The sequence below is a fragment of the Sorangium sp. So ce406 genome, from assembly GCF_051474675.1.
Lineage (GTDB): Bacteria > Myxococcota_A > Polyangia > Polyangiales > Polyangiaceae > Sorangium > Sorangium cellulosum_G.
On record NZ_CP150340.1, the window covers coordinates 1303035 to 1328032 of the forward strand.

Sequence of the window (24998 nt, forward strand, 5' to 3'; positions counted from 1 at the left end):
GATACACCCTTTGCGCCGCGCGAACCATCCGAGGCGCGGCGCCATGGCCGCCTCAGGGACCTGGCGGCGGGGGCGCGTCGCGCACCCGGGAGCGGGGCGTGGGGGGCCGGCGCGGGGAGTCGCTGAGCGGCGGCGACCTTGAAGGCGTTCTCGGAAGCCGAGCCGTGAGGTGATGCGGTGTGCTACCCTCGGGAGCGTGGCCCATCGCGAACGGCTACCACGTGGAACGTCGCAGGGGGCGTGGACGAGGACAACTCCGCACCATGGCGGGCTTCGATGAATCGTTGCACGGGCTCGGAGCGCTGCGATGCCCCGGCCCATTGACGCGTTCATCGCTCATCATCGGGCAGACGACCGGCTTCTTCACGAGCTCGAGCGTCACCTCGTCCCGCTGAAAAAGAAGGGGCTCCTTGACTGGTGGCACCAGGCCCTGACGACGGCCGGTGACGACGTTCAGGAGAAGGTGATCGCTCGCCTGCAGGAGGCCGAGCTGATCATCCTGCTCCTCACGTCGGACTTCCTCGCGAACGATGCGTCTGAGCAACTGGTCGACCTGGCGTTGGCCCGGCGGCAAGCCGAAGGGACCCCGGTCTTTCCGATCCTCGCGCGGGAGTGCTCCTGGGAGATGACCGCCCTTCACGGCGCCGGGCTGGAGCCTCTCCCGCCGAACTGCCGCCCGATCACGAGCGCCGCGTGGGGTACCGCGGATGAGGCCTGGACAGCCGTCGTGAGGGCGCTCCTCGATCTGATCCTGCCGCTGATGGAGGCCCGCGGGGGCGGATCGCGCCCGGAACGCCGGCACGATGAGCTGCCCGCTTCCCTGCGCTCCGACGAGGTCGTGCGTCGCATGACTGCGGGGATGCGGTCGCTCGCGACGGACTACGCCTGGCGCGTGCAGCATTTCCTGGAAGAGTACCTCGGGCGTCCCGGCGAGCCGGTCCCCTTCGGAGGACGCGACGATGCGCTGCGCTCGCTCGACGCGTGGCTCGCGGAGGGCCGCGAGCCCTTCGCGTTGATGGCGGCGCCGGCCGGGCAAGGGAAGTCCGCGCTGCTTGCCCGCTGGAGCGCTCGGCTGGTGGCCCGGCGCGACATCGCAGTGGCGTTCATCCCGGTGAGCGTCCGGTTCGAGACCAACCTCGCCAACGTCGCGCTCGCTACCCTCGCGGCTCAGCTCGCCGCGCTGCACGGCGAGCAGATCCCCGGCACATCGAACGTGCCGATCGACGAGTTGCGCGGCGTCGTCACCCGGTACCTCGAGCGGGGCCCGTCGCGCGGCCGTCGCGTGGTGGTGATCCTCGACGGGCTGGACGAGGCGGCGGGTTTCCAGGTGGCCAACCTGTTCCCCCGCGTGCCGCCGGACGGGCTGCGCATCCTTGTCTCGGCGCGGCTCCGATCAGGGGAGGTCGACGAAACTGCATGGCTGCGCGAGCTGGGCTGGCAGGGCCCCCGGGCCGCCCGGCTCTTCCCCCTCGAGCCGCTGACGCTGCAGGGCATCTCCGACGTGCTCATCCGGATGGGCGTGCCGCTGGACGCGCTGGGGGACAGCGTGGAGTTCGTGTCGGCGTTGTACCGCGCGACCGAGGGAGACCCGCTGCTCGTCTGGCTTTACGTGAGGCGCTTCCAGGAGCGCGGCGAGGGCGCGCGGCTCCTGACGCCGGCCGATCTGCGCGCCATCGAGCCAGGCTTCAAGGGGTACATCGATCTGTGGTGGCGCGACCAGAACACGCTCTGGGGCGGCAAGTCGGCCACGCTGCAGCCTGCGGTGCGCGCGCTGCTCAACGTGCTCGCGTGCGCGCTAGGCCCGCTCAGCCGAGATGACGTGGCGGAACTCCTCGAGGAGGACGACGTCTCCTCATGGGATCTCGACGACGCCCTACGCTCGCTCTCTCGCCTTGTCCTCGGGGACGGGCGGCACGTCGGATACGTGTTCAGTCACCCCAAGATCGCCGTCTATTTCCATGACCAGCTCCACGCGCCTGAGCGCGAGGCACTCGAGCGAAGGTTCCTCTCCTACGGAGAGCGCACGCTCGCCGCGCTCACGGCCGGGACGCTGAAGCCCTCCGCTGCGTCCGCCTACGTCGTGCAGCGGTACGGCGAGCACCTCGAGCGCGCCCGCAGCGGCCCGGAGGCGTTCCTCCCGCTGGCCACCGAGCCGTGGAAGAAGGCCTGGGAGGTCGTGGAGGGGAGCTATGCGGGGTTCTTGAGCGACGTCGCGCGGGCATTCGCCGCAGCTTCGCGCGTCAACCAAGCCTACGTCGACGAGGGGCGAACGCCGCCGCTGCTGCACGTCGAGGTGCACTACGCGCTCTGCCGTGCGAGCGTCAACAGCCTCGCCCACAACATCGATCCCGTGCTCGTCACCGCGCTGGTTCGCTTCGGCCTGTGGACCCCGGTGCAGGGGCTCACCTTCGTGCGGCAGATCCACGACGCCGAGCGGCGCGCCGCGGCCATCGCGCTCGTCGCGCCGCACCTGCCGCATCGCCTGCGCCGCGTCGCCGTGGAGGATCTCCTCTCGATGCCTGCGCTCGGCTCCGAGGCGTATGCTCAGTCCCTCATCGCGCTCGCTCCGGACATTCCGGACGTGCTGATCCCGCTGGTGCTCGAGGCGGCCCTGCGGCTTGACAGTCCGTGGTCGCGGGCGCGCGTCATCCAGGCCCTCGCGCCGCGCATCCCCGAAAAACAGGTGCCTTCCGCCCTCCGCGCAGCCCGGGACATGGGGGACCCGCTGCCCTGCGCGCAGGCGCTCGCGTCGCTGATCCCACGTGTTCCGGACGCGATGAAGCGCGATCTCGTCGACGAGGTGCTCGCGAAGCTCGATACCGACGCCTGCACGGACATGCACGGAAGGATCCTTGCCTCGATGGTCCCGAACGTGCCCGAGGCTGCGCTGGGCCCGCTCCTCGCCGCTAGCCGCAAGGCGAAGCTCCCCGAGGCGCGCGCCCGCGCCCTGGACGCGATATCGCGGCGCCTGTCGGATCCGGGGCGCCGCGCCGTCGTCGAGGAGGCGTTCAAGGCAGCGAAGCAGGTGATGCACCGCGGCGTCCGCGCAGAGCTGCTGTCGTCGCTCACCACGCTGCTGTCCGAAACGGAGCGCGTCGCGGCCGAATCAACGTCGCTCCTCGCGGCGGAGTCGATCGCGGACTTGTCGGCCCGCGCCGCCGCGGTAGCGAGGCATCCGTCGGTTACGACCAGACGGCTTCGCGAGCTTGTGGGTATGCTCAGCGTGGAGCAGCTTGTCGGGCTCCGCGTGCTTGCGAGGCTCGCCGAGCAGCTCGAACCCGAAGAACTTCATCGAGTCTGGGAGGATGTCGTCCTGCAGATCGAATCAATCCTCACCGACGACGCAGATAAGGCCTCGCGGCTCATCGTGAGCCTCGCCCCGGTGCTGCCTCAATCCGAGCTGCCGGACATGCTATGCCTCGCCAAGACACTCGGCGACAAGGCACTCGAGGCTCGCGCTGTGACCGCGCTGGCGGCCCGCCTGGACCCGGTGCAACGCGATGCCGAACTCAACGCGGCGTTGAGCGCATCCCAGGCGATCGAGGACCAAGGGAGCATTCTGATGGCGGCGTTGCGGGTCGTGCCACACCTCGATGCCTCCAGGGAAGACGAGCGCCCGCGCGACGATCTCTTCAGAATCATCATGTCGCTGCGTCGCACCACCTGGATGGGGCTGAAGCTGGTCCTTGCCGAGATCTTGCCATCTCTACAGGGGAGGAGCCGTGAGGAAGCCATCCGGGTGCTTCGCTACGATGGCTCCCTCGTGCCCGAGATGGATCTGGACACGAGCGATCTCGAGGCAGGCGAGCTTCCTTACGAGTACGACGTCATCATCGCGATCGCTCCTTATTTGCAGCGCGAGCAGCTCGCGGTGGTTCTCGACGCGCTCGAGGAGTCGCAGGATGTTCAGCGTCGCGCGCACATCTTGGTCAGCCTTGCACCTCAGCTCGACCCGGACCTGCGCGACAGCGCGTTGATCGATTTCATTGAGGTCGCTCTACATACGGACGACATCGAGCCCATCGACCTCATCGAGGCGATCGGCCCATGGCTGCCGCTCACGGTTGTGCCGCACGTCTACAGTATCGTCGCGCAGGTACGTGAGCCGTCAGAGCGCGTGCGCGCTCTGACGGCGCTCCTCTCAGGGCCCCTGGCGTCGGGGAGGAACGCCACCCTGGGCGACGCGCTCGCTGCCGCGGCGGACTACTTGAGCATCTCTGCCGACAAGATCCTGCCCGTCGGGCGAGCCTCGGTTTGGAGGGTTTTCAAGCTCGCTCTGCGGCGGCTCAACAGTGGGAGCACCTCCAGCGATGAGGAGCTGATGAGTGTCTTGGCGTTGGTCGAGCTCACTCCGCACCTCCCCGAACAGCGGCTCCGCGCAGAGATCCTGCAGAGGATGCTGTATATCGCCTTGGATGTCGACGATCACGCGGCCTGCGCAGAGGTGCTGAGCAAGCTCGCGGCGCAGCTACCTGAAAAGGAACGCATGCCCGCGCTCGAGCAAGCCATGGCCGCTCTCGAGCACGTCGGCGACCAGAACAAGCAGTTGGAGTTGACGCGGCTGGTCGCTCCATATGTTCGCGAGGCGGTGCTCGCGACCGCGCTGGATTGCGTGAGCCATGTCGCTGCGCCGGGCCGCGTGGTCGGCGCGCTGGTGCGCCTCCTGCCGTGCCTGCAAGGGACGGCGCGCGATCGCGCGTTGGCAGACGCTCTCGCCGCGGCGCGTCGCATCGACAGCGCTGCCGGGCGCGCCCAGGCGCTCACCGCGCTTGTTCCATGGCTGGCGGAGCCGGCCCGAGACTCCGTGATGATGGAGGCGCTCCTCGCGGCACGTGCGTCAGGGTGGCGCGACTGTTACGCCGAGGTTTACACGACGCTCGCGCCTGTGCTCCCGTCCACGGAGCTGGACGAGGCGCTGCGGCTCGCCGGCGAGCTCGGGGGCTCCTTGCGATTCTTTTCCTCGGACGATTCCCTCACGGCGGAGAGGCTGCTCAAAGCCCTCGCTCCCCGGCTCTCGGCATCGCAGGTCGAGCGCGCGGTCGCGTTCGCTCTTGATTCCCCGCTCCACTGGAGGCGGCTGCCGCTGCTGAGCTGCCTGCCCCTCGAGCGCCTGTCCCCGCCGGTGCTCTATCGGATCATTCACGATCTGCTCCTGGAGGTCGGTGGAGGGGCACGCGATCGAGCGTTGCCGTGGCTGAAGATGCTCTATCCCGCGCTGGCCGCTCTCGGCGGCGCTGACACGATGGTCAAGGTCGCGCGATCTCTGCTGGACGTCGCTCGCTGGTGGCCCTGAGCCGGTAGGCCACTCAGGCGAACGCCGCGGCGCGCGCAGCCGCTTCCCTGCGGATCGGATGCCCGCGCCGGCCAAGCACGCGACCAACGGTGACTTCGTTGCATTCACCGCGCGGCTCGGTCGCGGCGCTCCGCGGTATCGCGACCTTCGGCCCTGGGCGGCGCCTCCGTCGAGCGCGGACGACGCCCTCGCCGTCTCCCCGGCAGCCGCCTCGAACGCCCGCGACCGCGGTGGCCCCCAGCACGGGGCGCCGCCGACCCTGGCCATGCCGGGTGTAGGGGCGCCTCGACCGGCGCGTCGCGCCGATCCGCTCCCTGCCGGCGATGACGACGCACGACCCGCCGTCGGCCGAGGCGCACGCCTGGCGCCCCCCGGCGTCGCGCTCGTACGCGTCGGGAGGCGGCGGCCGCCGGCGCGCGTCACCGGCCGCCGTCGCGCCGACCGCCGTCTTCCCGCTTGATCGCGCCGCGACGCGGGAGATACCCTCCGCGCATGCGCCGCCTGGTCTCGTGCGTCCTCCTCCTCTCATCGTTCGCCTTCGCGCCCGGGTGCGCGACCTACACGCAGGATCTCGATCGGGCCCGCAGCCATTACGAGGCGAACCGGTTCGAGCAGGCGCTGGCGCTGTTCCGCGTCCTCGAGCACGACATGGACTCGTTCTCGACCCCGGAGCGGGCGCAGTACGCCTACCTGCGGGGCATGACGGACTACCGCCTGGCCGATCTGGCGCCGCAGGGCACCGGGGTCGCCGATCCACGCAAGGGCTACCGCGACAACGCGCGCCACTGGCTCGGGCTCGCCGCGGCGATCGAGAAGCAGACCCCCGGCGGCATCAGCAGCGAGCAGAAGAATCGGCTCACCGAGACGCTCGCGGACCTCAACCGCGACGTGTTCGGCGGCGCCGAGACGCTGCCGGAGGGCGACGCCGCCCCCGGCGCCGCGGCGCAGCCTGATGCTCCCGCGACGCCGCCCGCGGACGCGCCGGAGCCGGCCGCACCGACGCTCTGAGCTGCGCGCTGGCGTCCGCGGTCCTCGCGGACGGCGTTCCATCCTCGTGACGTGGCTGCGAGCCTGGCGCCGCATGCGCGTCTTGCGCTGGGCGCCGCTGCACGCCGGGCACCGCGTGTGAAGCCTCGCGCTGGGCGCTGCGTGCGCGCCTGACGCCGCACGTCTTGCGCTGCATGCGCGTCTTGCGCTGCGTCGCGCTGCATGAGCGCGTCGGATGGCTGGGACAGGAGCGGAAGGGTGAAACGAGCGGGCAGGGCGCCGTGCGCGGCGCGTTCTGGATCGCTGGTCAGCAGGGGTGCGCTACGACAACCGTCGGCGCAGGGATTCGATCTCGTCCTTCGCTGCGAGCTTGTGTTTCTTGAGCTGGGCTGCCTCCATCCTCTCCCCGGGTGTCAGGAAAGCCCGCCGACCCAGCTGCCTGAGGCGCGAGTCGAGCTCACGATGACGCGCTTCGGCCAAGCTCAGCCGCTGCTCCGTGCCGATTGCCGTCACCGTGCGAGGAGAGATGATTTGATGCTTCATGTACCCACCTCCAAGGCCCCACAAGGGCCGTGATGCCTCGAGGGCCCACGACAGAAGCCCTCGTTCTGATCGTCGCTGGAGAGGAGATCGCCGCTGACCGAGCTACGAGCCACGACAACGGCCTGATGAACGAATGCGAGATTACCGCAGGGTGGCGCCCCGATGCAGCCCTTTTGTCGGGGGGTGCGGCCCCGCATTTCCCAAAAGTATCGGCCAGATACAGGAATCGCCGTACACGCACAGCCATCCACCTTCGTTCCGGACGGCCAGGCTTCGATCTCCGTCCAGGCACCAGCGGAACAACCTCGAACGTGGGGCTATCCTTCCCCGGCATGTCGAGTTCCTGCTCCACCCCGGTCGCTGCCCTGGTCCTCGCCGTCGTCCTGGGCGGATGCACATCCGAGGCCACGACGCCGACCCAGGCGCGATCCCCGCAGCCGGCGTCGGCGCGGGGGCCGGTCGAGCTCGCGCCGGTCGTCGTCTCCCCCTACGCGGACGCCGAGCTCGCGGCGGAGTTCGAGCGGGCGCGCGCGCTGCTCCTGGCCGACAAGGCGCGCGAGGCGGCCCCCCTCTTCGAGCGGCTCGTCCGCCTCTCGCCCGACGGCGAGGTCGCGCCGCCCAGCCTCTTCAACGCCGGGATCGCCCACGAGGCGCTCGGCGACCGCGGGCTCGCCGCCGAGCGCTACCGCGAGGTCACGCGGCGCTTCCCGGACCACCCGGTCGCGCGCGGCGCCCTCTTCCGGCTCGCGCGCGCCGCGGCCGCCCTCGAGCGGTGGCCCGAGCTCGTCGAGGTGTCGCGCCGCCTGCTCCGCCTCGGCGACCTGAGCGTCCTCGAGGCCATCGAGGCGCGCGGCGCGCTCGCGCTCGGCCTCGTGGAGCAGGACCTCGTCGACGAAGCGGCGCGTCAGGTCGCGGCCGCGCGCGATCTCATCGAGGCGCACCGGCTGGGCGAGTCGGGCAAGCCGCCGATCGAGCTCGCGCAGGTGAGCTTCGCGCTCGGCGAGGTGCGGCGGCGCCGCAGCGAGGCGATCACCTTCGTGCCGGTGCCGGCGGACTTCGCCGAGGCGCTCGAGCGGCGCTGTCAGGGGTTGCTCGACGCGCAGAGCGCCTACACCGAGGCGATGCGCAGCCTCGACGCCCACTGGTCGGCGATGGCGGGCTACCGCGTCGGGCAGCTCTACAAGGAGCTCCACCGCGACGTGATGCGTGTCCCGCCGCCCCCGAGCGCCGACACGCCGAGGAAGAAGCAGCTCTTCGAGGGGGCGATGCGCCTGCGCTACCGCGTGCTCCTGGAGAAGGGGCAGAAGATGCTCGCCGGCACCGTCCGCATGGGGGACCGGACCGGCGAGTCGTCCGCGTGGGTCCTCCGGGCGCGCGACGCGCAGCGCGAGATCGAGCTCGCGCTCGCCGACGAGCAGGCGGCGCTCGCGAAGCTCCCGTTCACCGAGGCCGAGCTCTCGGCGGCGCTCGACGCCCTGAAGACGGAGCCGCCGAAGAGGCCGTGAGCCCCGCGCGGGCGCGGGTGACCCGGCGCCAGGGGCTCAGTTCAGCTTCGGCTCGCACCCGAAGAGCACGTTGAGCTCCGCGTGCACCTCGGCCTGGACGGTCGCGCAGGACGCGGGGCAGAGGATGATCTTCTTCGGGATCTCCTCGTCATCGTAGTACCACCCCGGCCCCGCGCCGCAGTCGGCCTCGTTGTCCGCCCTCGGGATCTCCATCTCGCTGGAGGTCCCGGGCGCGAGCTTGACCGCGACCCGGGTCTTGTCGAGGGTCGCGCCCTCCGGCGGCTCGGGGATGAGGAGCTCGCACGGGAGGGCCGACGCGCGGATCTCGGCCATCTTCGTCGAGAACGCGCTCACGTCCGCGGTGACGTCGAACGCGCGCGTCGTCCCGCCGGCGGCGGCGATCTGGTCCAGGTTCGAGAGCGTCGACCCTTCCACGGCGATGACGTAGGTCTGGACACCGTTGTAGTTGAGCGCCCGCTGCGCGATCTCCGCGGTATCCGCGACGGTGTTGTTGGCGCAGCCGGACGGATCGCCGTCGGTCGCGAGCACGACGATCACCTTGTGGGACGGGTTCGCGTCCTTGTAGGCGGTCGCGTTCGCGAGCGCCCCCTGGAGGGCGGGGCGCATCGGCGTCCCGCCGCCCGGCGAGGTGCCCCGGATGGATGCGGTGAGCTCCGGCGTGTGCAGCGGCAGCTCACCGATCTCGACCGCGAGCTCGCTATACGTCGCGTGCTCGCAGTCGTTCAGCCCGTTGTTGCCCCGCGGGAAATACGTCAGCCCCACGTTCATCCCGGCGGAGGCCGCGTCGTTCACGAAGGTCGAGATCGCGCTCGTGACGCCGCTCCATTTCGCGCCGAGCATGCTGCCGGACCGGTCGAGCAGGACGAGCATATCGAGCGGCAGCAGCGTGGCCGCCGCGCTCGTCTGGGCGCAGGAGGCCCCCTCGTCGAAGCCGCCCTCGCCGGTCGCGCCGTACCCTCCTTGGCCGAGCGCCGGGTCCCCCGTCGCGCTGCTCGGCCCGAAGGAGCCGCCCCCGCCGCTCTCGGCCTGCTCCGGCGGGGCGACGCTCGGCGGCCTCCGCTCGTCGGTCGCCGCGCAGCCGCCCGACGGAGCTGCCATCCCGGCGGCGACGAGGAAAGGGGCAAACACGAAATGACGTCGGAAGGACATCTCTGCGCTCCTCTGGAAATGGGTGCGATGTGGCTCGCGGACGCGAGATCTCCACGCGCGAAGTGGTCTGTCTGTCGAGGGAAGCCGAGCTCCAGACGCTCTCGTCAGCATACCGCAACTCTCGATGAAGGGGCGATAGGGGCTCTCCGGTTTGTTGGGCTTCTTGGTATCGTGGTCTCTTTCCTGTCGTCGCTGTCGTCGCTCTCGCTACTCTCGTGTCTCTCGCCTCTCTCTCTCTCAGTCCCTCTCCCCCATCCCATGGCTCGCGCCGCGCTCTTCTCGCCATCGTCGCTGGTCGCCGCTGGTCGTCGCTGGTCGTCGCTGGTCGCCGCTGGTCGCCGCTTGCGCTGACCGTTCCGGGTGCTCGCGCGCCGGAACATCATGTTTCCTTGCGCAGCCGCGAAGAACGCGTAACTCCCACGAGGAGCGTCACGCTTGCTGGAAAGAGGCGAACATGACTAGGTGGATTCCATGGGTACTTTCCGCTGTCGCCCTGACGGATCTCGGCTGTTCGACCGCGACGTCCGCGGGGAGCTCGGGCGCGACGGGGGATGGGGGCGCCGCCGCCGCGCCGGCGGTATCGAGCGGCGGGGGCGGCGCTCCGTGCGAGATCGACTGCGCGCTCGTCCCGACCCCGCAGTGCATGACGGCCGTGTGCAACGAGGCGACGAGGCAGTGCGAGCTCGTCTCCAGCGCGGGTGGGGAGCCGTGCGATGACAGGGACTCCTGCACGGTCGGCGAGACCTGCGAGGACGGCCTCTGTCGGGGCGGGGCGCAGGAGGACTGCGGCCTCGCGCCGGACGCCTGTCATGTGGTCACCTGCGTTGACGCGGGCGGCGCCCCCCGGTGCGGGATGGCGCCGAAGGAGAACGGGTCGACGTGCGCGACGGAAGATCGCTGTGTCCTCAACGCGGCCTGCGTGGACGGCGCCTGCGTCGGGACTCAGCGGGATTGTTTCTTCTTCCAAGTTCCGGACTCCTGCCATGTCGGAGCGTGCAATCCGGCCACCGGTGCGTGCGAGGCGGTCCCGGGGAACGACGGGGCGCCGTGCGCGGACTCCGGCGACCTCTGCATGGTCGGCAAGGCCTGCCAGAGCGGCCGCTGCGAGGGCGGCGTCCCCAAGGACTGCAGCGCGCTGAGCGTCGCATGCAACCGTGGCGCCTGCGATCCGGGATCTGGCAATTGCCATGCTGAGCCGATCGCGCCGGGCGGCGCCTGCCTCTCCGGGACCGACGAGTGCAACCGTGGTGTCTGCGACGAGCACGGCGCCTGTAATTCCATCCCCACCCCCGGCGCGTCGTGCCCTTCACAGACGGTGGGCTGTACGCGCGGTATCTGCAGCGACGCCGGGGTGTGCACGGCGCGCTCGGTCCCCGACGGGGGCGCCTGCGTGGACGGCGACTGGTGCACCGTGGGGGAGTCGTGCCTGGCGGGCGTCTGCCAGGGCGGCAGCGCCGCGGCGACGCCGACGGTCTATTTCAGAGATACGTTCGAGAGCAACGCGGCCGGGTGGGAGCTCGGTCCGACCTGGCAGATCGGCGCGGCGACGGAGTCCTCCGGGCAGACCTACGGCCACGCCGATCCGGGGCTCGATCACACGGCGACCTCGGACAACGGGCTGGCCGGCGTGGTCATCGGAGGGAACGCGCCCGTCGGCGTTCACCCGTACTTCTACCTGACGAGCCCCGTCATCAACGCCGATGTCGCGGGCGGCGTGTACCTGTCGTTCTGGCGCTTTCTCAACAGCGATGAGTCGCCCCACATGACGAACCGCGTCGAGGTCTTCGACGGTCTCCGGTGGGAGGTGATCTACGAGTCGGGGGCGTACCCCGGCGTCCGCGACGCAGCCTGGACGAAGGTCCGCTACGATCTGACCCATCACAAGAGCGCGAATCTGCGGATCCGCTTCGGCTACGCCGTCGAGCGGGACTCCTTCGTCGACGTGGTGTCGGGCTGGAACATCGACGACGTGGAGATCGCGAACGCCGCCTGCCCGTAGCGTGGGACGCGCGTCAGCAGAGCGCGCCGCAGAGGCGCAGAGGGCGCGAGGACTCCATGCTTCCCGCGCCCCGGCGCCCGGGCCGCTCTCCTCGACTCAATCCATCGACGCCCGCCTCACCGCTCCACGATCGGCCCGAGCGCCGTGATGATCGCGCGCGAGACCTCCTCGACCGGGCCGTCCCCGTCGATGTGGACGACGCGATCGCCCGGCACGAGCTCCTCCGCGCGCCGGTACGCCTCGGCGAGCCGCGCCTGCAGCTCGGTCTGCTCGAACAGCTCCTCGGCGCCCCCGCGCGCGCGGCGGCGCTTCTCGGCGATCTCCGGCGCCACGTCGATCACCACGGTGACGTCGGGCCTCCGCGCGTGGCGGTTGAGCTCCCGGATCCATCGCAAAATCGCCCCGGGATCCCGCTCTCCGCCGGCCGCCGTCGTCGACTGGTAGGCGAGGCTCGACAGATCGTACCGGTCGGAGATCACGACGTACCCGTCGTGGAGGAGCGGCTCCACCTCGGCGCCGAGGTGATCGAGGCGATCGGCCGAGAAGAGGAGCGCCATCACCTCCGCCTGGCGGGCGCCGGGCAGCGAGACCCGGTGGGTCAGCATCAGCCGGAGGAGCGAGCCCACGGGACCGCTGCTCGGCTCGCGGGTGACGCGGACCATGCGCCGCGCGGCGCTGAGGTGCGCCGCGTAGCGCTCGGCCTGCGTGCTCGTGCCCGCGCCGTCGATGCCCTCGAACACGATGAAGACGCCGCGCCTGGATTCGGCGGGGGGGCGTGACGACGGCGCGGGCGCCTCCCTGTCAGTGCTCGTCGTCATCGGCCGGCCTCCTCGCCCGCCCCCGCGATGGGCGGCGCGTCCTCCCCGAGCACGACGTTGTCGATGAGGCGCGCCGACCCGAGGCGGACGGCGACCGCCAGCAGCGCCCGCTCGCCGACCGTCGCCTCGCCGCTCCAGATCGCCAGCGACTCCGGGTCGGCGAGGTCCACGTAATCGATGCTCGTCGCGACGGCCGCGAGGCGCGCGCGCGCGGGCTCGAGGAGCGCGGCGGGGCGCCGCTCGCCGCGGGCGAAGGCGCGGCACGCGTCGGTGAGGGCGAGCGGGATGGAGCGCGCCGCGCTCCGCTGCTCGGGCGAGAGGTAGGCGTTGCGCGACGACATGGCCAGGCCGTCGGGCTCGCGCACGGTCGTCGCCCCGACGACCTCGACGGGCAGGAACAGGTCGACGGCGAGCCGCCGGATCACCTGGAGCTGCTGGTAGTCCTTCCGGCCGAAGACGGCGACGCTCGGGCCGGCGAGCGCGAACAGCTTGGTGACCACGGTGGCGACGCCCTCGAAGTGCACGGGCCGGTGGACGCCGCAGAGCGGGGCCGCGGTCGCGCCGACGCGCACGCGCGTCTCCTCGCCGGGCGGGTACATCGCCGCGACCTCGGGCGCGAACACCCCCGAGGCGCCGGCCTCCGCGCAGGCGGCGAGATCGCGCTCGAGCGTCCGCGGGTAGCGCGCGAGATCCTCGCCCGCGCCGAACTGCGTCGGATTCACGAAGATCGTCACCGCCACGAAGTCCGCTCTTCGCCGCGCCTCCGCGACGAGCGCGAGGTGGCCTGCGTGGAGCGCGCCCATCGTCGGAACGAGGCCGACGCGGCGTCCCGCCGCGCGCGCGCGCTCGCAAGCGAGCCTCAGCTCGTCCGGCTGTCGCCAGAAATCCATGGGCGGACCGTATCAGACCTGCGATAAAATCGAAGCTTCGACCATGATTGACGTGCCCTCCTCCACCGACACAACCGTCGCGCCCGGTCCCAGCTCCGGGGGCGATCCGGATGCCGCCCAGGTCGCCAACCCCGCCGCGGGCTCGGGCGACTCGGCCGGCGCGAGGTCTGGAGGGAGCGCCGCCCCGTCGAGCGGCCCCGTGTCGATCCCCGCCGCCTCGGGGCCGATCCCGATCGAGGGCGACCCGGCGCACTACCTGAACCGGGAGCTCTCGTGGCTCGAGTTCAACGCGCGGGTGCTGTCGGAGGCGCGATCGCACGATGTTCCGCTGTTCGAGCGCCTCAAGTTCCTGAGCATCTTCTTCTCCAACCTCGACGAGTTCTTCATGGTGCGCGTCGCGGGCCTCCAGGCGCAGACGCTGCGCACGATCGCGGAGGTCCCGCCGGACGGGCTCACGCCCCACGAGCAGCTCGTCGCGATCGGCGCCCGCGTCCACGCACTCGTCGACGACGCCTACCAGATCTGGAACGCGGACCTCATCCCGGCGCTCAAGCGCGCCGGCATCGTGATCGTGCGGCCGGACGAGCTCGCTCCGCCCGAGCTCAGCGCGCTCGACGACCGGTTCCGCACGGACATCTTCCCGATCCTCACGCCGATCGCGATCGACCCGGGGCACCCGTTCCCGCACCTGCGCAACAAGATGATCAACCTCGGGATCATGTTCTCCCGGGAGCATGAAGCGCAGGAGCCCGGCTTCGCGGTCATCCAGGTGCCGCCGATGCTGAGCCGGCTGATGCGGGTCCGCGTGGAGGGCGCGACGCGCGCGTTCGTCCTGCTCGAGGACGTGATCGCGCGGCACGTGAAGGATTTCTTCCCCTCGGGCAGGCTGCGCGGGACGTACCCCTTCCGCGTTACCCGGAACTGGGATCTCGAGATCGACGAGGAGGAGGGCGAGGACCTCCTGGAGACGATCCAAGCCGAGCTCCGCCGGCGCGATCGCGGCAACGCCGTGCGCCTGGAGATCGGCATCGGCGAGGGCGCCGGCACCTCGGTCCAGCGGCTCTGCCGCGCGCTCAAGGTCGACGGGTCGCTCGCCGTGTACCGGGTGCCGGGGCCGCTCCACATCGCCGACCTCATGGGCATCGTCGCGGACGACGAGCGCCGCGAGTACCGCGACGAGCCGTTCTCGCCGCAGGTCCCGCCGCTCTTCCGGGACGTGGAGGACATCTTCGCGGTGATCCGGGAGCAGGACGTGCTCCTGCACCACCCGTACGAGTCGTTCGATCCCGTCGCCGAGTTCGTCTCCCGCGCGGCCGACGACCCGAACGTCCTCGCGATCAAGCAGACGCTCTACCGGACCGGCGGCGACTCGCCGATCCTGAAGGCGCTCGCGCGCGCGGCCGAGAGCGGCAAGCAGGTGACCGCCATCGTCGAGCTGAAGGCGCGCTTCGATGAGGCGAGCAATATCCAGTGGGCGCGGACGCTCGAGCAGAGCGGCGTGCAGGTGATCTACGGCCTGCTCGGGCTGAAGACGCACGCGAAGGCGCTGCTCGTCGTGCGTCGGGAGAAGGACAAGCTGCGTCGCTACGTGCACCTCTCGACGGGCAACTACAACCCGCAGACGGCGCGGCTCTACACCGACATCGGCCTGTTCACGGCGAACCGGGAGATCGGCGAGGACATGACGTCGCTCTTCAACCTGCTCACCGGCTACAGCGCGCCGCCCAAGTGGAACCGCCTGCTCGTGGCGCCGCTCGGCCTGCACGAGGCGGTGCTCGGGTTCATCGCGCGCGAGGCGGCGCACGCGCGGGCCGGCCGCAAGGCGGAGATCGTGGCGCAGATGAACGCGCTCGTGGACGTCGACGTCATCGACGCGCTCTACGCCGCGTCGCAGGCCGGGGTCGACATCAAGCTCGCGGTGCGCGGCATCTGCTGCCTGCGGCCGGGCATCCCGGGGCTGTCGGAGCGGATCCAGGTGCGCGCGATCATCGACCGCTTCCTCGAGCACAAGCGCCTGTTCCGGTTCGCGAACGGCGGCAACGAGGAGGTCTACATGTCGAGCGCCGACTGGATGCCGCGCAACTTCCACCGCCGCGTCGAGCTGATGATCCCCATCATCGAGCCTGCGATCCGCGCGCGCGTGGAGGACATGCTGAACATGGTGACCTCCGACACGGCGAAGACGTGGGAGCTCGCGAGCGACGGCAGCTACCACAAGCTGCAGGTGCCCTCCGGCGCCGCCCCGCTGCGCTCGCAGCAGCGCTTCATCGAACTCGCGCGCGAGCGGGTGAAGCTCAGCGATCCGCTCGCGCGCGGCGGCGGGCGCTTCCACATCCTCCGCGTGCCCGCGAGCGCGTCGGACGGGGAGTCGCGTCACCGCAAGGGCACGAAGAAGAAGAAGAGCCTCCCCTGAGCGAGCCGGCGGCCTCGCGCGCGCGGGAGCCGGGAGGCGGAGCGCGAGGGGGGCGTGTGCGCGCGCCGGAGCACGGCGAGGGCGAGCGGATCAGAACCGCGTGTGCAGCGTGGCGGATCCGGGGCCGAGCGAGAGCGTGGTCTGGGCCGGCGCCTTGGGCGCCTCGTCCGTGGCCGGCACCTTCTTGCCGCCGATGATCCAGAGCGGGATGCCCACGGCGAGCATGACGCCGCCTGCCACCGAGATGAGCGCGCCAGCGACCTGGCGGGGGCCGTCGGAGCGCGTGTCGCAGACGTCGGTGAACCCCCCGAAATCGCAGTAGATCTCGTAGCGCTCGCTCGCCGAGGCGAGCAGGCCCGTCCCGGCGAAGAACGCGATGGTGCCGCCGGCGGTGAGCGCGATGCCGCCCAGCATCAGGCCCGGGTTCTTCCGCCGCAGCGGAACCGGCGGCGGAGTAGGCGGGAGCTCCGCCGCGGCAGGCGGATAGCCTGGCGGCGGGTAGGCGCCGCCATATGGAGCGTAGCCGCCCTGAACACCGGGCGGCGGGTAGCCTGGCGGCGGGTAGCCTGGCGGCGGGTAGCCTGGGGAGCCTGGCGGCGGGTAGCCCGGCGGCGGGTAGCCTGGTGCAGTCTGAGGGACCTGCTGCGGCGGCGCGGGGTAGGGCGCCGCGGGGTAGGGCGGCCCAGGCGGGTAAGGCGCCGCGGCGCCGGGGGAGGTGGCGCCGGGCGGCGTCGCGGCGCCGGGAGGCGCGCCGCCGGGCTGCGGCGTGGCGGCTGGCGGTGCCGCGGATGGCGACGCGGCGGCCGAGGGCGTCGCGCCTGGCTGCGCCGCGGCGCCGCCGGGCTGCCGCGGCGCGGCGGCGGGCGCGGACGACCCCGCAGCCGGCTGTCGTTGGGGCGCCGGCTGCGCGACCGCCGTCGTCGCGGCGAGGAGGCCGGACAGGGCGACGCCGAGCGGCAGGGCGAGCGCCCGCCCGCTGGAGAGCGGCGAGCGGCGCGGCGTTCGGGCGTCGGGAAAGGCAATCAAGCGAAGCATCTCGGGCGTCCTTTCATCGCGGCGGTTTCGATCCTTCCTACGGAGTCTCGGCGGGCCGCTGCGCCGGCTGCTTTGCGGGCGTGGCACCGGTCGTCGGCGTGGCACCGGCCGTCGGCGTGGCTCCAGGCGGCGCGGCGGCCGTCGGCGTGGCACCGGCCGATGGCGTGGCCCCAGCTGTCGGCGTGGCTCCAGCTGTCGGCGTGGCATCGGCTGTCGACGTGGCACCGGCTGTCGGCGTGGCTCCAGCTGGCGGAGCGGTTCCGGCCGGCGGCGAGGCTCCGGCCAGCGGCGCCGCTCCAGGCGTCGCGGCGCCCGGCTTCGCCGCAGCCCGCTTCGGCGTCGCGGTGGCTGCCGCCCCTTCAGCAGCGCTGGTCGCTGTCCCCCGCGGGGCGGCGCTGGCGGCCGCGCGCTGCGACGCAGCGGCGCTCGCGGGCGCACCTTCGGCCGCTTCCGCCCTGACGATCGTGGGGGGCGAGGAGTCGACGGGAGGTCGCGCCGACAGCTCGCCTGACGTTCTCGGTGCAGCGGGGTCCGCGCTAGATGGCTCCCTGGCAGCGTGCTCCCGCGGCAGCGGAGCGGCGCTCGGGGGCTCGGCCCGCGGGCGCTCCGGGGTGCGGGGGGACTGCGCGACGAAGACGATCACCGCGGAGAGCGCCACGACGCCGAGGAAGACCAGGAGCACACGCTCTCTCCCCGTCTTGGCCCGCGCGCTCCCACCGCGCGCTCGGGCGGCCTGCGCGCTCTTCGGCGCGGCGGGCTGCGCGCTCTTCGGCGCGGCGGGCTGCGCGCTCTTCGGCGCGGCGGGCTGCGCGCTCTTCGGCGCGGCGGCGTCGCGCGATCGCGCGCGGAGCGCGTCGTCGCCACGGCCGTGCGTCGCGGGCTCGATGCGCGCTTCCGTGGGTCGTCGTTCCGCCGCCCTGTCGCCTGGATCGCTCCGCGACGAGGGCGCCGTGATCGCCGTGTCCGCGCGGGACGCAGTCCCCGGCATGACGCCGGGCTGCGGCGCCTTCCGCCGGCTTTCCCTACGCTGGGCGCGTGAAAGCTTCTTCGCCACGCAGCGACCGTACCGAACAGCAGCCGGGCCGCCAAGAGCCGCCCGCGCGCGTCCGCGTTCGCTTCGTGCCGCGCGCGGGCGCGGGCGCGGCACGCGGTCCGCCGCGCATCACGGCGCGCCGCTGCGCGGGCAGCACCTCGCCGCGCTTCGTCCACGAGCGCGCGCCCCCGGCGTCGCGCACAGGATCGCCCAGAAGAACCGCGCGCGGACGCATCCAGCACGAACGGGTGTCGTCCCGCTTGACAGGTTTCTGCTCCTGGGTATCCTGCGCGTCCCCATCCCTCAGGTGGAAATCCGCGTCACTATGCCGACCATCAGCCAGCTCATCCGCCAAGGCCGCGAGGCCGCCCGCTACAAGACGGCCTCTCCTGCGCTCAAGTCCTGCCCGCAGCGCCGAGGCGTGTGCGTACGTGTTTATACCACGACGCCGAAGAAGCCTAACTCGGCGCTCCGCAAGGTCTGCCGTGTCAGGCTGAGCAACCAGATGGAAGTGACCAGCTACATCCCGGGCGAAGGTCACAACCTGCAGGAGCACTCGGTCGTCCTCATCCGTGGAGGCCGCGTGAAGGACCTGCCGGGCGTGCGTTACCACGTCGTCCGCGGCACGCTCGACGCCTCCGGCGCCGCCGGGCCGAGCTCCACGAACAAAGCGAACCGCAACCGCAAGCGCTCGAAGTACGGCGTGAAGCGCCCGAAGGCCTGATCGGGCGATAGCCGAGCAGAGGAACGAAGATGCCCCGTCGTCGCGAAGTCCCGAAGCGGAAGATCATTCCGGACCCGAAGTACAAGGACAAGCTCGTCGCCAAGTTCACGAACTCCCTGATGCTGTCGGGCAAGAAGGCGACTGCCGAGGGGATCCTCTACGGCGCGTTCGACATCGTGCGCGACCGTTTCAAGGAGGAGCCGATCGACGTCTTCCGGAAGGCGCTCGACAACGTCAAGCCGAAGCTCGAGGTGAAGAGCCGGCGCGTCGGCGGCGCGACCTACCAGGTCCCCGTCGAGGTCCGGCCCGAGCGCCGCGTCGCGCTGGCGATGCGCTGGCTCGTGACCTACTCGCGCGGCCGCGGCGAGAAGACGATGCGCGAGCGGCTCGCCGCCGAGCTCGTCGACGCGGCGCAGAACCGCGGCAACGCGGTCAAGAAGCGCGACGACACGCACAAGATGGCGGAGGCCAACAAGGCGTTCGCCCATTATCGGTGGTAGGTGACGAGGCCGCCAGCGCAGATCATGGATCTGCGCTGGTTCGTCCATTTCACGTACCGGTGACCAGGCGAGGAGACGCGTAGAGCGAGATGGCACAGTCGACATAAGGATCGGGTTACAGAGCCGGTCTTCTCGAGGGAGCGCGACAGCGCTCACCGTCGTGAGGCCTAGAAAAGCTGCTGCTGTACCCCGACACCCTCTCCAGGTTCAAGTGCCCGCCACAACAGCGGTGGGCCGGGCTGGAGAGGGTGTTTTGCATCCTGAGTCCGAAACACTCACCCCACGCATCACACGACGGAGAAGGAACAGTGGCACGCGAGTACAGCCTGGAACGGACGCGCAACATCGGGATCATGGCCCACATCGATGCGGGCAAGACCACGGTCACCGAGCGCATCCTTTATTACTCGGGTGTCAACTACAAGATCGGTGAGGTCCACGAGGGCGCGGCCACGATGGACTGGATGGTCCAGGAGCAGGAGCGCGGCATCACGATCACGTCCGCCGCGACGAACTGCTTCTGGTCGCCGGTGCAGGGACCCCAGAAGGGCGTCTCTCACCGCATCAACATCATCGATACCCCCGGCCACGTCGACTTCACCATCGAGGTCGAACGGAGCCTGCGGGTGCTCGACGGCGCCGTGGCGGTGTTCGACGGCGGCAACGGCGTCGAGCCCCAGAGCGAGACCGTCTGGCGCCAGGCGGACAAGTACGGCGTCCCGCGCATCGCGTTCATCAACAAGATGGACAAGGTCGGCGCGGACTTCGACATGTGCGTCGACTCCATCCGCGAGCGTCTCGGCGCGAACCCGGTGGCGATCCACTACCCGCTCGGCGCGGAGGACTCGTTCCGGGGCGTCATCGACCTCGTGACCCTCCGGGCCGCCGTCTTCGACGAGGAGACGAAGGGCCAGGACATCAGGTGGCAGGAGATCCCGGGCGACCTCCTCCCCCGGTGCAAGGAGCTCCGGGAGAAGCTCCTCGAGGCGGCCGCCGACTCGAGCGACAAGGTGATGGAGAAGTTCATCGCCGGCGAGCTCGACAAGATCACCGAGGAGGAGATCCACGCGGCGCTCCGCGCCGGCACCCTGAGCTTCAAGATCGTCCCCGTCCTGTGCGGCTCGGCGTTCAAGAACAAGGGGGTCCAGCTCCTGCTCGACAGCGTGGTGAACTACCTGCCTTCGCCGGTCGATATCCCGGCCGTCGAGGGGACGCTGCCCGACAAGAAGGACAAGGTCGTCGCGCGCAAGGCGAGCGACGATGAGCCGTTCGCTGCGCTGGCGTTCAAGATCATGAACGACCAGTTCGGCAACCTCACCTTCTTCCGCGTCTACTCCGGCACCACGAAGAGCGGCGTCAGCGTGCTCAACTCGACCCGCGGCAAGCGGGAGCGGTTCGGGCGCATCCTCCGCATGCACGCGAACAAGCGCGAGGAGATCGACGTCTGCTACGCCGGCAACATCTACGCTGCCGTGGGGCTCCGCGACACCCGCACAGGGGACACGCTCTGCGACGAGAAGCACCCGATCGTGCTGGAGCGGATGGAGTTCCCCGACCCCGTCATCTCGATCGCGATCGAGCCCAAGACCAAGGTCGACCTCGACAAGCTCGGGCTCAGCCTGCAGAAGCTCGCCTACGAGGATCCGTCGTTCCGCACCTACACGAACGAGGACACGGGGCAGACGATCATCGCCGGGATGGGCGAGCTCCACCTCGAGATCATCGTCGACCGCTTGAAGCGCGAGTTCAAGGTCGACGCCAACGTCGGCAAGCCCGAGGTCGCCTACCGCGAGACCATCTCGAAGAAGGCGACGGACGTCGAGGGGCGCTTCGTCCGGCAGTCGGGCGGACATGGCCAGTTCGGCCACGTCCGGATCGACATCGAGCCGGCCGAGCGCGGCGCGGGCTTCGTGTTCGAGAACGACATCGTCGGCGGCATCATCCCGAAGGAGTTCATCCCCTCGATCGAGAAGGGTATCCGGGACGCGATGGGCCGCGGCGTGCTCGCGGGCTACCCCGTCGTCGACATCAAGGTGCGGCTCCACTTCGGCAGCTACCACGAGGTCGACTCCTCGGGCCCCGCGTTCGAGGTCGCCGCGTCGATGGCCTTCCAGGACGGCGCCAAGCGGGCGGGCCTCGTGCTCCTCGAGCCGATGATGGCCGTCGAGGTCGTCTCTCCCGAGAACTACCTCGGGGACGTCATCGGCGATCTCAACTCGCGACGTGGCCGCATCCTCGACATGGGGCAACGCGCGAACACCCGGGTGATCCGAGCGGAGGTCCCGCTCGCCACCATGTTCGGTTACGCGACCGACGTCCGTTCAAAGACGCAGGGCCGCGCAACCCATTCGATGCAGTTCTCTCATTACGCACCGGTTCCAGCAGCGATCCAGGAAGAGATCGTCGCCAAGCAGCGAGGTTAAAGATACGCCATGGCCAAGGAGAAATTCACTCGTACGAAGCCGCACGTGAACGTGGGCACCATCGGTCACATCGACCACGGCAAGACCACGCTCACCGCGGCGCTCGTCAAGGTGCAGTCGAAGCGCCAGCTGGCGAAGGCGATCTCGTACGCCGATATCGCGAAGGGCGGGACGGTCCGTGACGAGACCAAGACGGTGACCATCGCGGCGGCGCACGTGGAGTACGAGTCGGTCAACCGCCACTACGCGCACGTCGACTGTCCCGGGCACGCCGACTACATCAAGAACATGATCACCGGCGCGGCGCAGATGGACGGGGCGATCCTCGTCGTGTCGTCGCTCGACAGCGTGATGCCGCAGACGCGCGAGCACGTGCTGCTCGCCCGCCAGGTCGGCCTGAACCACATCGTCGTGTTCCTCAACAAGTGCGACGCCGTGGACGACCCGGAGATGCTCGACCTGGTCGAGATGGAGGTCCGCGAGCTCCTGTCGAAGTACAAGTTCGACGGCGACAACGCGCCGGTGGTCCGGGGCGCGTCGCTGCCGGCGCTGCAGGGCGACCCGAAGTGGGAGGAGACGATCCAGCAGCTCCTCAACGCGCTCGACAGCTACATCCCCGAGCCGGTGCGCGACATCGACAAGCCGTTCCTGATGGCGATCGAGGACGTGTTCTCGATCAAGGGCCGCGGCACCGTGGCCACGGGCCGCATCGAGCGCGGCATCATCAAGGTCGGCGACGAGGTCCAGATCATCGGCTTCAAGGACACGAAGAAGTCGGTCGTGACCGGCGTCGAGATGTTCCGGAAGCTGCTCGATCAGGGTCAGGCCGGCGACAACGTCGGCTGCCTCCTCCGCGGCGTGGAGAAGGAAGAGATCGAGCGCGGCCAGGTGCTCGCGAAGCCCGGGTCGATCACGCCGCACACGAAGTTCACCGGTGAGGTGTACGTCCTCAAGAAGGAGGAGGGCGGGCGCCACACGCCGTTCTTCACCAACTACCGGCCGCAGTTCTACATCCGGACGACGGACGTGACCGGCACGGTGAACCTCCCCGAGGGGGTGAAGATGGTGATGCCGGGCGACAACATCACGATGACGATCGAGCTCATCGCCCCGGTCGCGCTGGAGGAGCAGATGCGCTTCGCCATCCGCGAGGGCGGCAAGACGGTGGGCGCCGGCGTCGTCACCAAGATCCTCGCGTAGGAAGAGCAACATGGCTGATACAACGAAGATCCGGATTCGCCTCAAGGCGTTCGACCACCAGCTTCTCGACAAGTCGACGAGCGACATCGTCGAGACGGCGAAGCGGACCGGCGCGCACGTCGCGGGACCCATCCCGCTGCCCACCGAGATCCGCCGCTACACGGTGCTCCGGGGGCCCCACGTCGACAAGAAGTCGCGCGAGCAGTTCGAGATCCGGACTCACAAGCGGCTTCTCGACATCATCGAGCCGACTCAGCAGACCCTCGACGCGCTGATGAAGCTCGACCTTTCGGCCGGCGTCGACGTCGAGATCAAGAGCTAGGAGTCCAGGTACCATGAAGGTTACCGTTTACAACCTCAAGCGGGAGCAGGTCGGCGAGCTCGACCTCTCGGACGAGGTCTTCGGGACCGAGGTGAAAGAGCACCTCTTCTACGAGGTCGTGAAGGCGCAGCTCGCGTCCCGCCGCTCGGGCACCAAGGCCACCAAGGAGCGGAGCGCGGTCGCCGGCTCCACGAAGAAGCTCTATCGCCAGAAGGGCACCGGCCGCGCTCGCCAGGGCTCGATCCGCGCGCCGCACCACGCGGGCGGCGGCATGGCGCACGCCCTGGAGCCGAAGGACTGGTCGTACCGTCCGCCGCGCAAGGTGCGCATCGGCGCCCTGAAGAGCGCGCTCTCCCTCTTCGCGAAGGAGGGCCGGCTCATCGTGCTCGACAGCCTGGAGGTCCCCGAGGTCAAGACCAAGGCGATCGCGGCCACGCTCACGACGCTGCAGGCGGATCGGAAGTCGCTGGTCGTCGACACGGCCGGTAACGAGAAGCTGGTGAAGAGCCTCCGCAACCTGGAGAACCACCAGTACCTGCCGCCGGAGGGGGTCAACGTCTACGATCTCCTCAGGCACGACCACCTCATCGTCTCGAGGGACGCCGCCAAGGCGCTCGAGGCGCGTTGCCTTCGCTAGTCAGGGGAGTCCGCCATGCAGCCCGAGCAGATCATCCGCCGGCCCATCATCCTCACGGAGAAGTCGAGCCGGCTCCGCGACCAAGGCAACAAGGTCATCTTTGAGGTCCGCCGCGAGGCGAACAAGATCCAGATCAAGGACGCCATCCAGACGCTCTTCAAGGTGGGCGTGGTGGACGTCAACACCATGATCATGCGCGGCAAGGAAAAGCGCATGGGGCGCGGCTATGCGAAGCTGCGCAATTGGAAGAAGGCGATCGTCACCCTCAAGGAGGGTGACGAGATCCAGTTCTTCGACGAGAAGGCGGAATAGCCATGGGAATCAGATCCTTCAAGCCGACCTCGCCGGCGCGGCGTTACTACTCGGTCAGCGACTTCAAGGAGATCACCAAGGTCGAGCCCGAGCGGTCGCTGCTCGAGCAGCAGACGTCCACCGGCGGCCGGAACAACAACGGCCGGATCACGTCGCGGTTCCGCGGCGGTGGTCACAAGCAGCGTTACCGGATCATCGATTTCCGGCGCGACAAGATCGGCGTCCCGGCGAAGGTCGCCGCCATCGAGTACGACCCGAACCGGACGGCGCGCATCGCGCTGCTCCACTACGTGGACGGCGAGAAGCGCTACATCCTGGCGCCCGACGGCCTCGCGGTCGGGGCGACGCTGCTGGCGAGCCGGAACGCGGACATCAAGCCGGGCAACAGCCTGACGCTCCGCTTCATCCCGCCCGGCACGTCGATCCACAACGTCGAGGTCAAGAAGGGCAAGGGCGGCCAGCTCGTCCGGTCGGCCGGCGTCGCTGCCCAGCTCATGGCGAAGGACGGCGACTACGCGCAGGTCCGCCTCCCGAGCGGCGAGATCCGCAAGGTCCACCTCGATTGCCGCGCCACGATCGGGCAGGTGTCGAACTCCGACCACGCGAACATCAGCCTCGGTAAGGCCGGTCGCTCGCGCTGGCTCGGCCGCCGGCCGCACAACCGGGGTGTCACGATGAACCCGGTCGATCACCCGATGGGCGGCGGTGAGGGCCGGACGAGCGGCGGGCGCCACCCGTGCTCGCCGTGGGGTCAGCTCGCCAAGGGGCTCAAGACGCGGAACAACAAGCGCACGGACTCGATGATCGTCCGGCGGCGCGGGACCAAGGGTTAGTCATGCCGAGGAGCATCAAGAAAGGGCCCTTCATCGACGGTCACCTGCTGGAGAAGATCCAGGCAGCCCAGGCGACCAATGCGAAGAAGGTCATCAAGACGTGGTCGCGCCGCTCGACGATCCTGCCCGAGTCGGTCGGCCTGACGTTCGCCGTGCACAACGGGCGGAAGTTCGTCCCCGTGTTCGTGACGGAGAACATGGTCGGCCACAAGCTGGGTGAGTTCGCCCCGACGCGCACGTTCCACGGTCACTCCGGGGACAAGAAGTCCAAGGTCGCCAAGGGCGGCCCTGGCGGTCGCTGATCTCTCCGCGGCCAGCGCGAGAGCATCGACGGCAAGCGGGCGGGATCGCAGCAGCGATC

General features: G+C 70.1%; 19 protein-coding genes. 14 read left to right on the top strand and 5 right to left on the bottom strand.

Annotated features, from left to right (window positions below; translation table 11 throughout):
- The first annotated feature begins 307 nt into the window (after positions 1-307).
- A complete protein-coding gene (locus WME96_RS04795) occupies positions 308-5293 on the top strand; it encodes a hypothetical protein (protein ID WP_437288996.1) in 4986 nt (1661 codons plus the stop codon).
- A 492-nt stretch (positions 5294-5785) separates the two neighbouring features.
- Positions 5786-6301: a hypothetical protein gene (locus tag WME96_RS04800; RefSeq protein WP_437288997.1), complete on the top strand. Its 516-nt coding sequence runs from the start codon at positions 5786-5788 to the stop codon at positions 6299-6301.
- A 300-nt stretch (positions 6302-6601) separates the two neighbouring features.
- Here WME96_RS04800 and WME96_RS04805 read toward each other — a convergent pair whose 3' ends face one another.
- Entirely contained in the window at positions 6602-6823 is a 222-nt protein-coding gene (locus WME96_RS04805) for a YdcH family protein (RefSeq protein ID WP_437288998.1), read from the bottom strand.
- Between the two features lie 332 nt (positions 6824-7155).
- On the opposite strand from WME96_RS04805, the gene WME96_RS04810 reads away from it, so the two are divergent.
- Complete coding sequence (locus tag WME96_RS04810; protein WP_437288999.1) at positions 7156-8328, top strand: tetratricopeptide repeat protein; 1173 nt, start codon at positions 7156-7158, stop codon at positions 8326-8328.
- Between the two features lie 36 nt (positions 8329-8364).
- Here the strand turns inward: WME96_RS04810 and WME96_RS04815 are convergent, their stop codons facing one another.
- The gene (locus WME96_RS04815) at positions 8365-9498 is read right to left on the bottom strand and encodes a vWA domain-containing protein (protein WP_433933673.1); all 1134 of its coding nucleotides are present in this window, start codon (positions 9496-9498) and stop codon (positions 8365-8367) included.
- Positions 9499-9952: 454 nt separating this feature from the next.
- Here WME96_RS04815 and WME96_RS04820 point away from each other — a divergent pair, with 454 nt between their 5' ends.
- Complete coding sequence (locus WME96_RS04820) at positions 9953-11497, top strand: hypothetical protein (RefSeq protein ID WP_437289000.1); 1545 nt, start codon at positions 9953-9955, stop codon at positions 11495-11497.
- A gap of 116 nt (positions 11498-11613) precedes the next feature.
- On the opposite strand, the gene tmk is transcribed toward WME96_RS04820, so the two are convergent.
- A complete protein-coding gene (gene tmk, locus WME96_RS04825; RefSeq protein WP_437289001.1) occupies positions 11614-12315 on the bottom strand; it encodes a dTMP kinase in 702 nt (233 codons plus the stop codon).
- On the bottom strand, positions 12312-13205 hold the full coding sequence (panC, locus tag WME96_RS04830; RefSeq protein ID WP_437289002.1) for a pantoate--beta-alanine ligase: 894 nt from the start codon (positions 13203-13205) through the stop codon (positions 12312-12314). The genes tmk and panC overlap by 4 nt, the downstream gene beginning before the upstream one ends.
- A gap of 43 nt (positions 13206-13248) precedes the next feature.
- Here panC and ppk1 point away from each other — a divergent pair, with 43 nt between their 5' ends.
- The gene (gene ppk1 / locus WME96_RS04835) at positions 13249-15618 is read left to right on the top strand and encodes a polyphosphate kinase 1 (RefSeq protein WP_437289003.1); all 2370 of its coding nucleotides are present in this window, start codon (positions 13249-13251) and stop codon (positions 15616-15618) included.
- A gap of 90 nt (positions 15619-15708) precedes the next feature.
- On the opposite strand, the gene WME96_RS04840 is transcribed toward ppk1, so the two are convergent.
- Positions 15709-16653, bottom strand: coding sequence for a hypothetical protein (locus WME96_RS04840; RefSeq protein ID WP_437289004.1), 945 nt, complete (start codon positions 16651-16653; stop codon positions 15709-15711).
- 1358 nt (positions 16654-18011) lie between these two features.
- On the opposite strand from WME96_RS04840, the gene rpsL reads away from it, so the two are divergent.
- The 9 genes from rpsL to rpsS all read left to right on the top strand — a co-directional run bounded on the left by rpsL (position 18012) and on the right by rpsS (position 24939).
- Complete coding sequence (gene rpsL, locus WME96_RS04845) at positions 18012-18410, top strand: 30S ribosomal protein S12 (protein WP_129356460.1); 399 nt, start codon at positions 18012-18014, stop codon at positions 18408-18410.
- Between the two features lie 29 nt (positions 18411-18439).
- Entirely contained in the window at positions 18440-18910 is a 471-nt protein-coding gene (gene rpsG, locus WME96_RS04850) for a 30S ribosomal protein S7 (RefSeq protein WP_129345492.1), read from the top strand.
- 308 nt (positions 18911-19218) lie between these two features.
- The gene (gene fusA / locus WME96_RS04855; RefSeq protein WP_437289005.1) at positions 19219-21333 is read left to right on the top strand and encodes an elongation factor G; all 2115 of its coding nucleotides are present in this window, start codon (positions 19219-19221) and stop codon (positions 21331-21333) included.
- 9 nt (positions 21334-21342) lie between these two features.
- Entirely contained in the window at positions 21343-22533 is a 1191-nt protein-coding gene (tuf, locus tag WME96_RS04860; protein ID WP_437288608.1) for an elongation factor Tu, read from the top strand.
- Positions 22534-22543: 10 nt separating this feature from the next.
- A complete protein-coding gene (rpsJ, locus tag WME96_RS04865) occupies positions 22544-22855 on the top strand; it encodes a 30S ribosomal protein S10 (protein ID WP_012233476.1) in 312 nt (103 codons plus the stop codon).
- Between the two features lie 13 nt (positions 22856-22868).
- Positions 22869-23492, top strand: a complete 624-nt coding sequence (rplD, locus tag WME96_RS04870; RefSeq protein ID WP_061606796.1) for a 50S ribosomal protein L4 — start codon at positions 22869-22871, stop codon at positions 23490-23492.
- Between the two features lie 15 nt (positions 23493-23507).
- On the top strand, positions 23508-23804 hold the full coding sequence (locus WME96_RS04875; RefSeq protein ID WP_020733177.1) for a 50S ribosomal protein L23: 297 nt from the start codon (positions 23508-23510) through the stop codon (positions 23802-23804).
- 2 nt (positions 23805-23806) lie between these two features.
- Entirely contained in the window at positions 23807-24637 is an 831-nt protein-coding gene (gene rplB, locus WME96_RS04880; RefSeq protein WP_433933687.1) for a 50S ribosomal protein L2, read from the top strand.
- Between the two features lie 2 nt (positions 24638-24639).
- Positions 24640-24939, top strand: coding sequence for a 30S ribosomal protein S19 (rpsS, locus tag WME96_RS04885; RefSeq protein WP_020733179.1), 300 nt, complete (start codon positions 24640-24642; stop codon positions 24937-24939).
- The last annotated feature ends 59 nt before the right edge of the window (positions 24940-24998 follow it).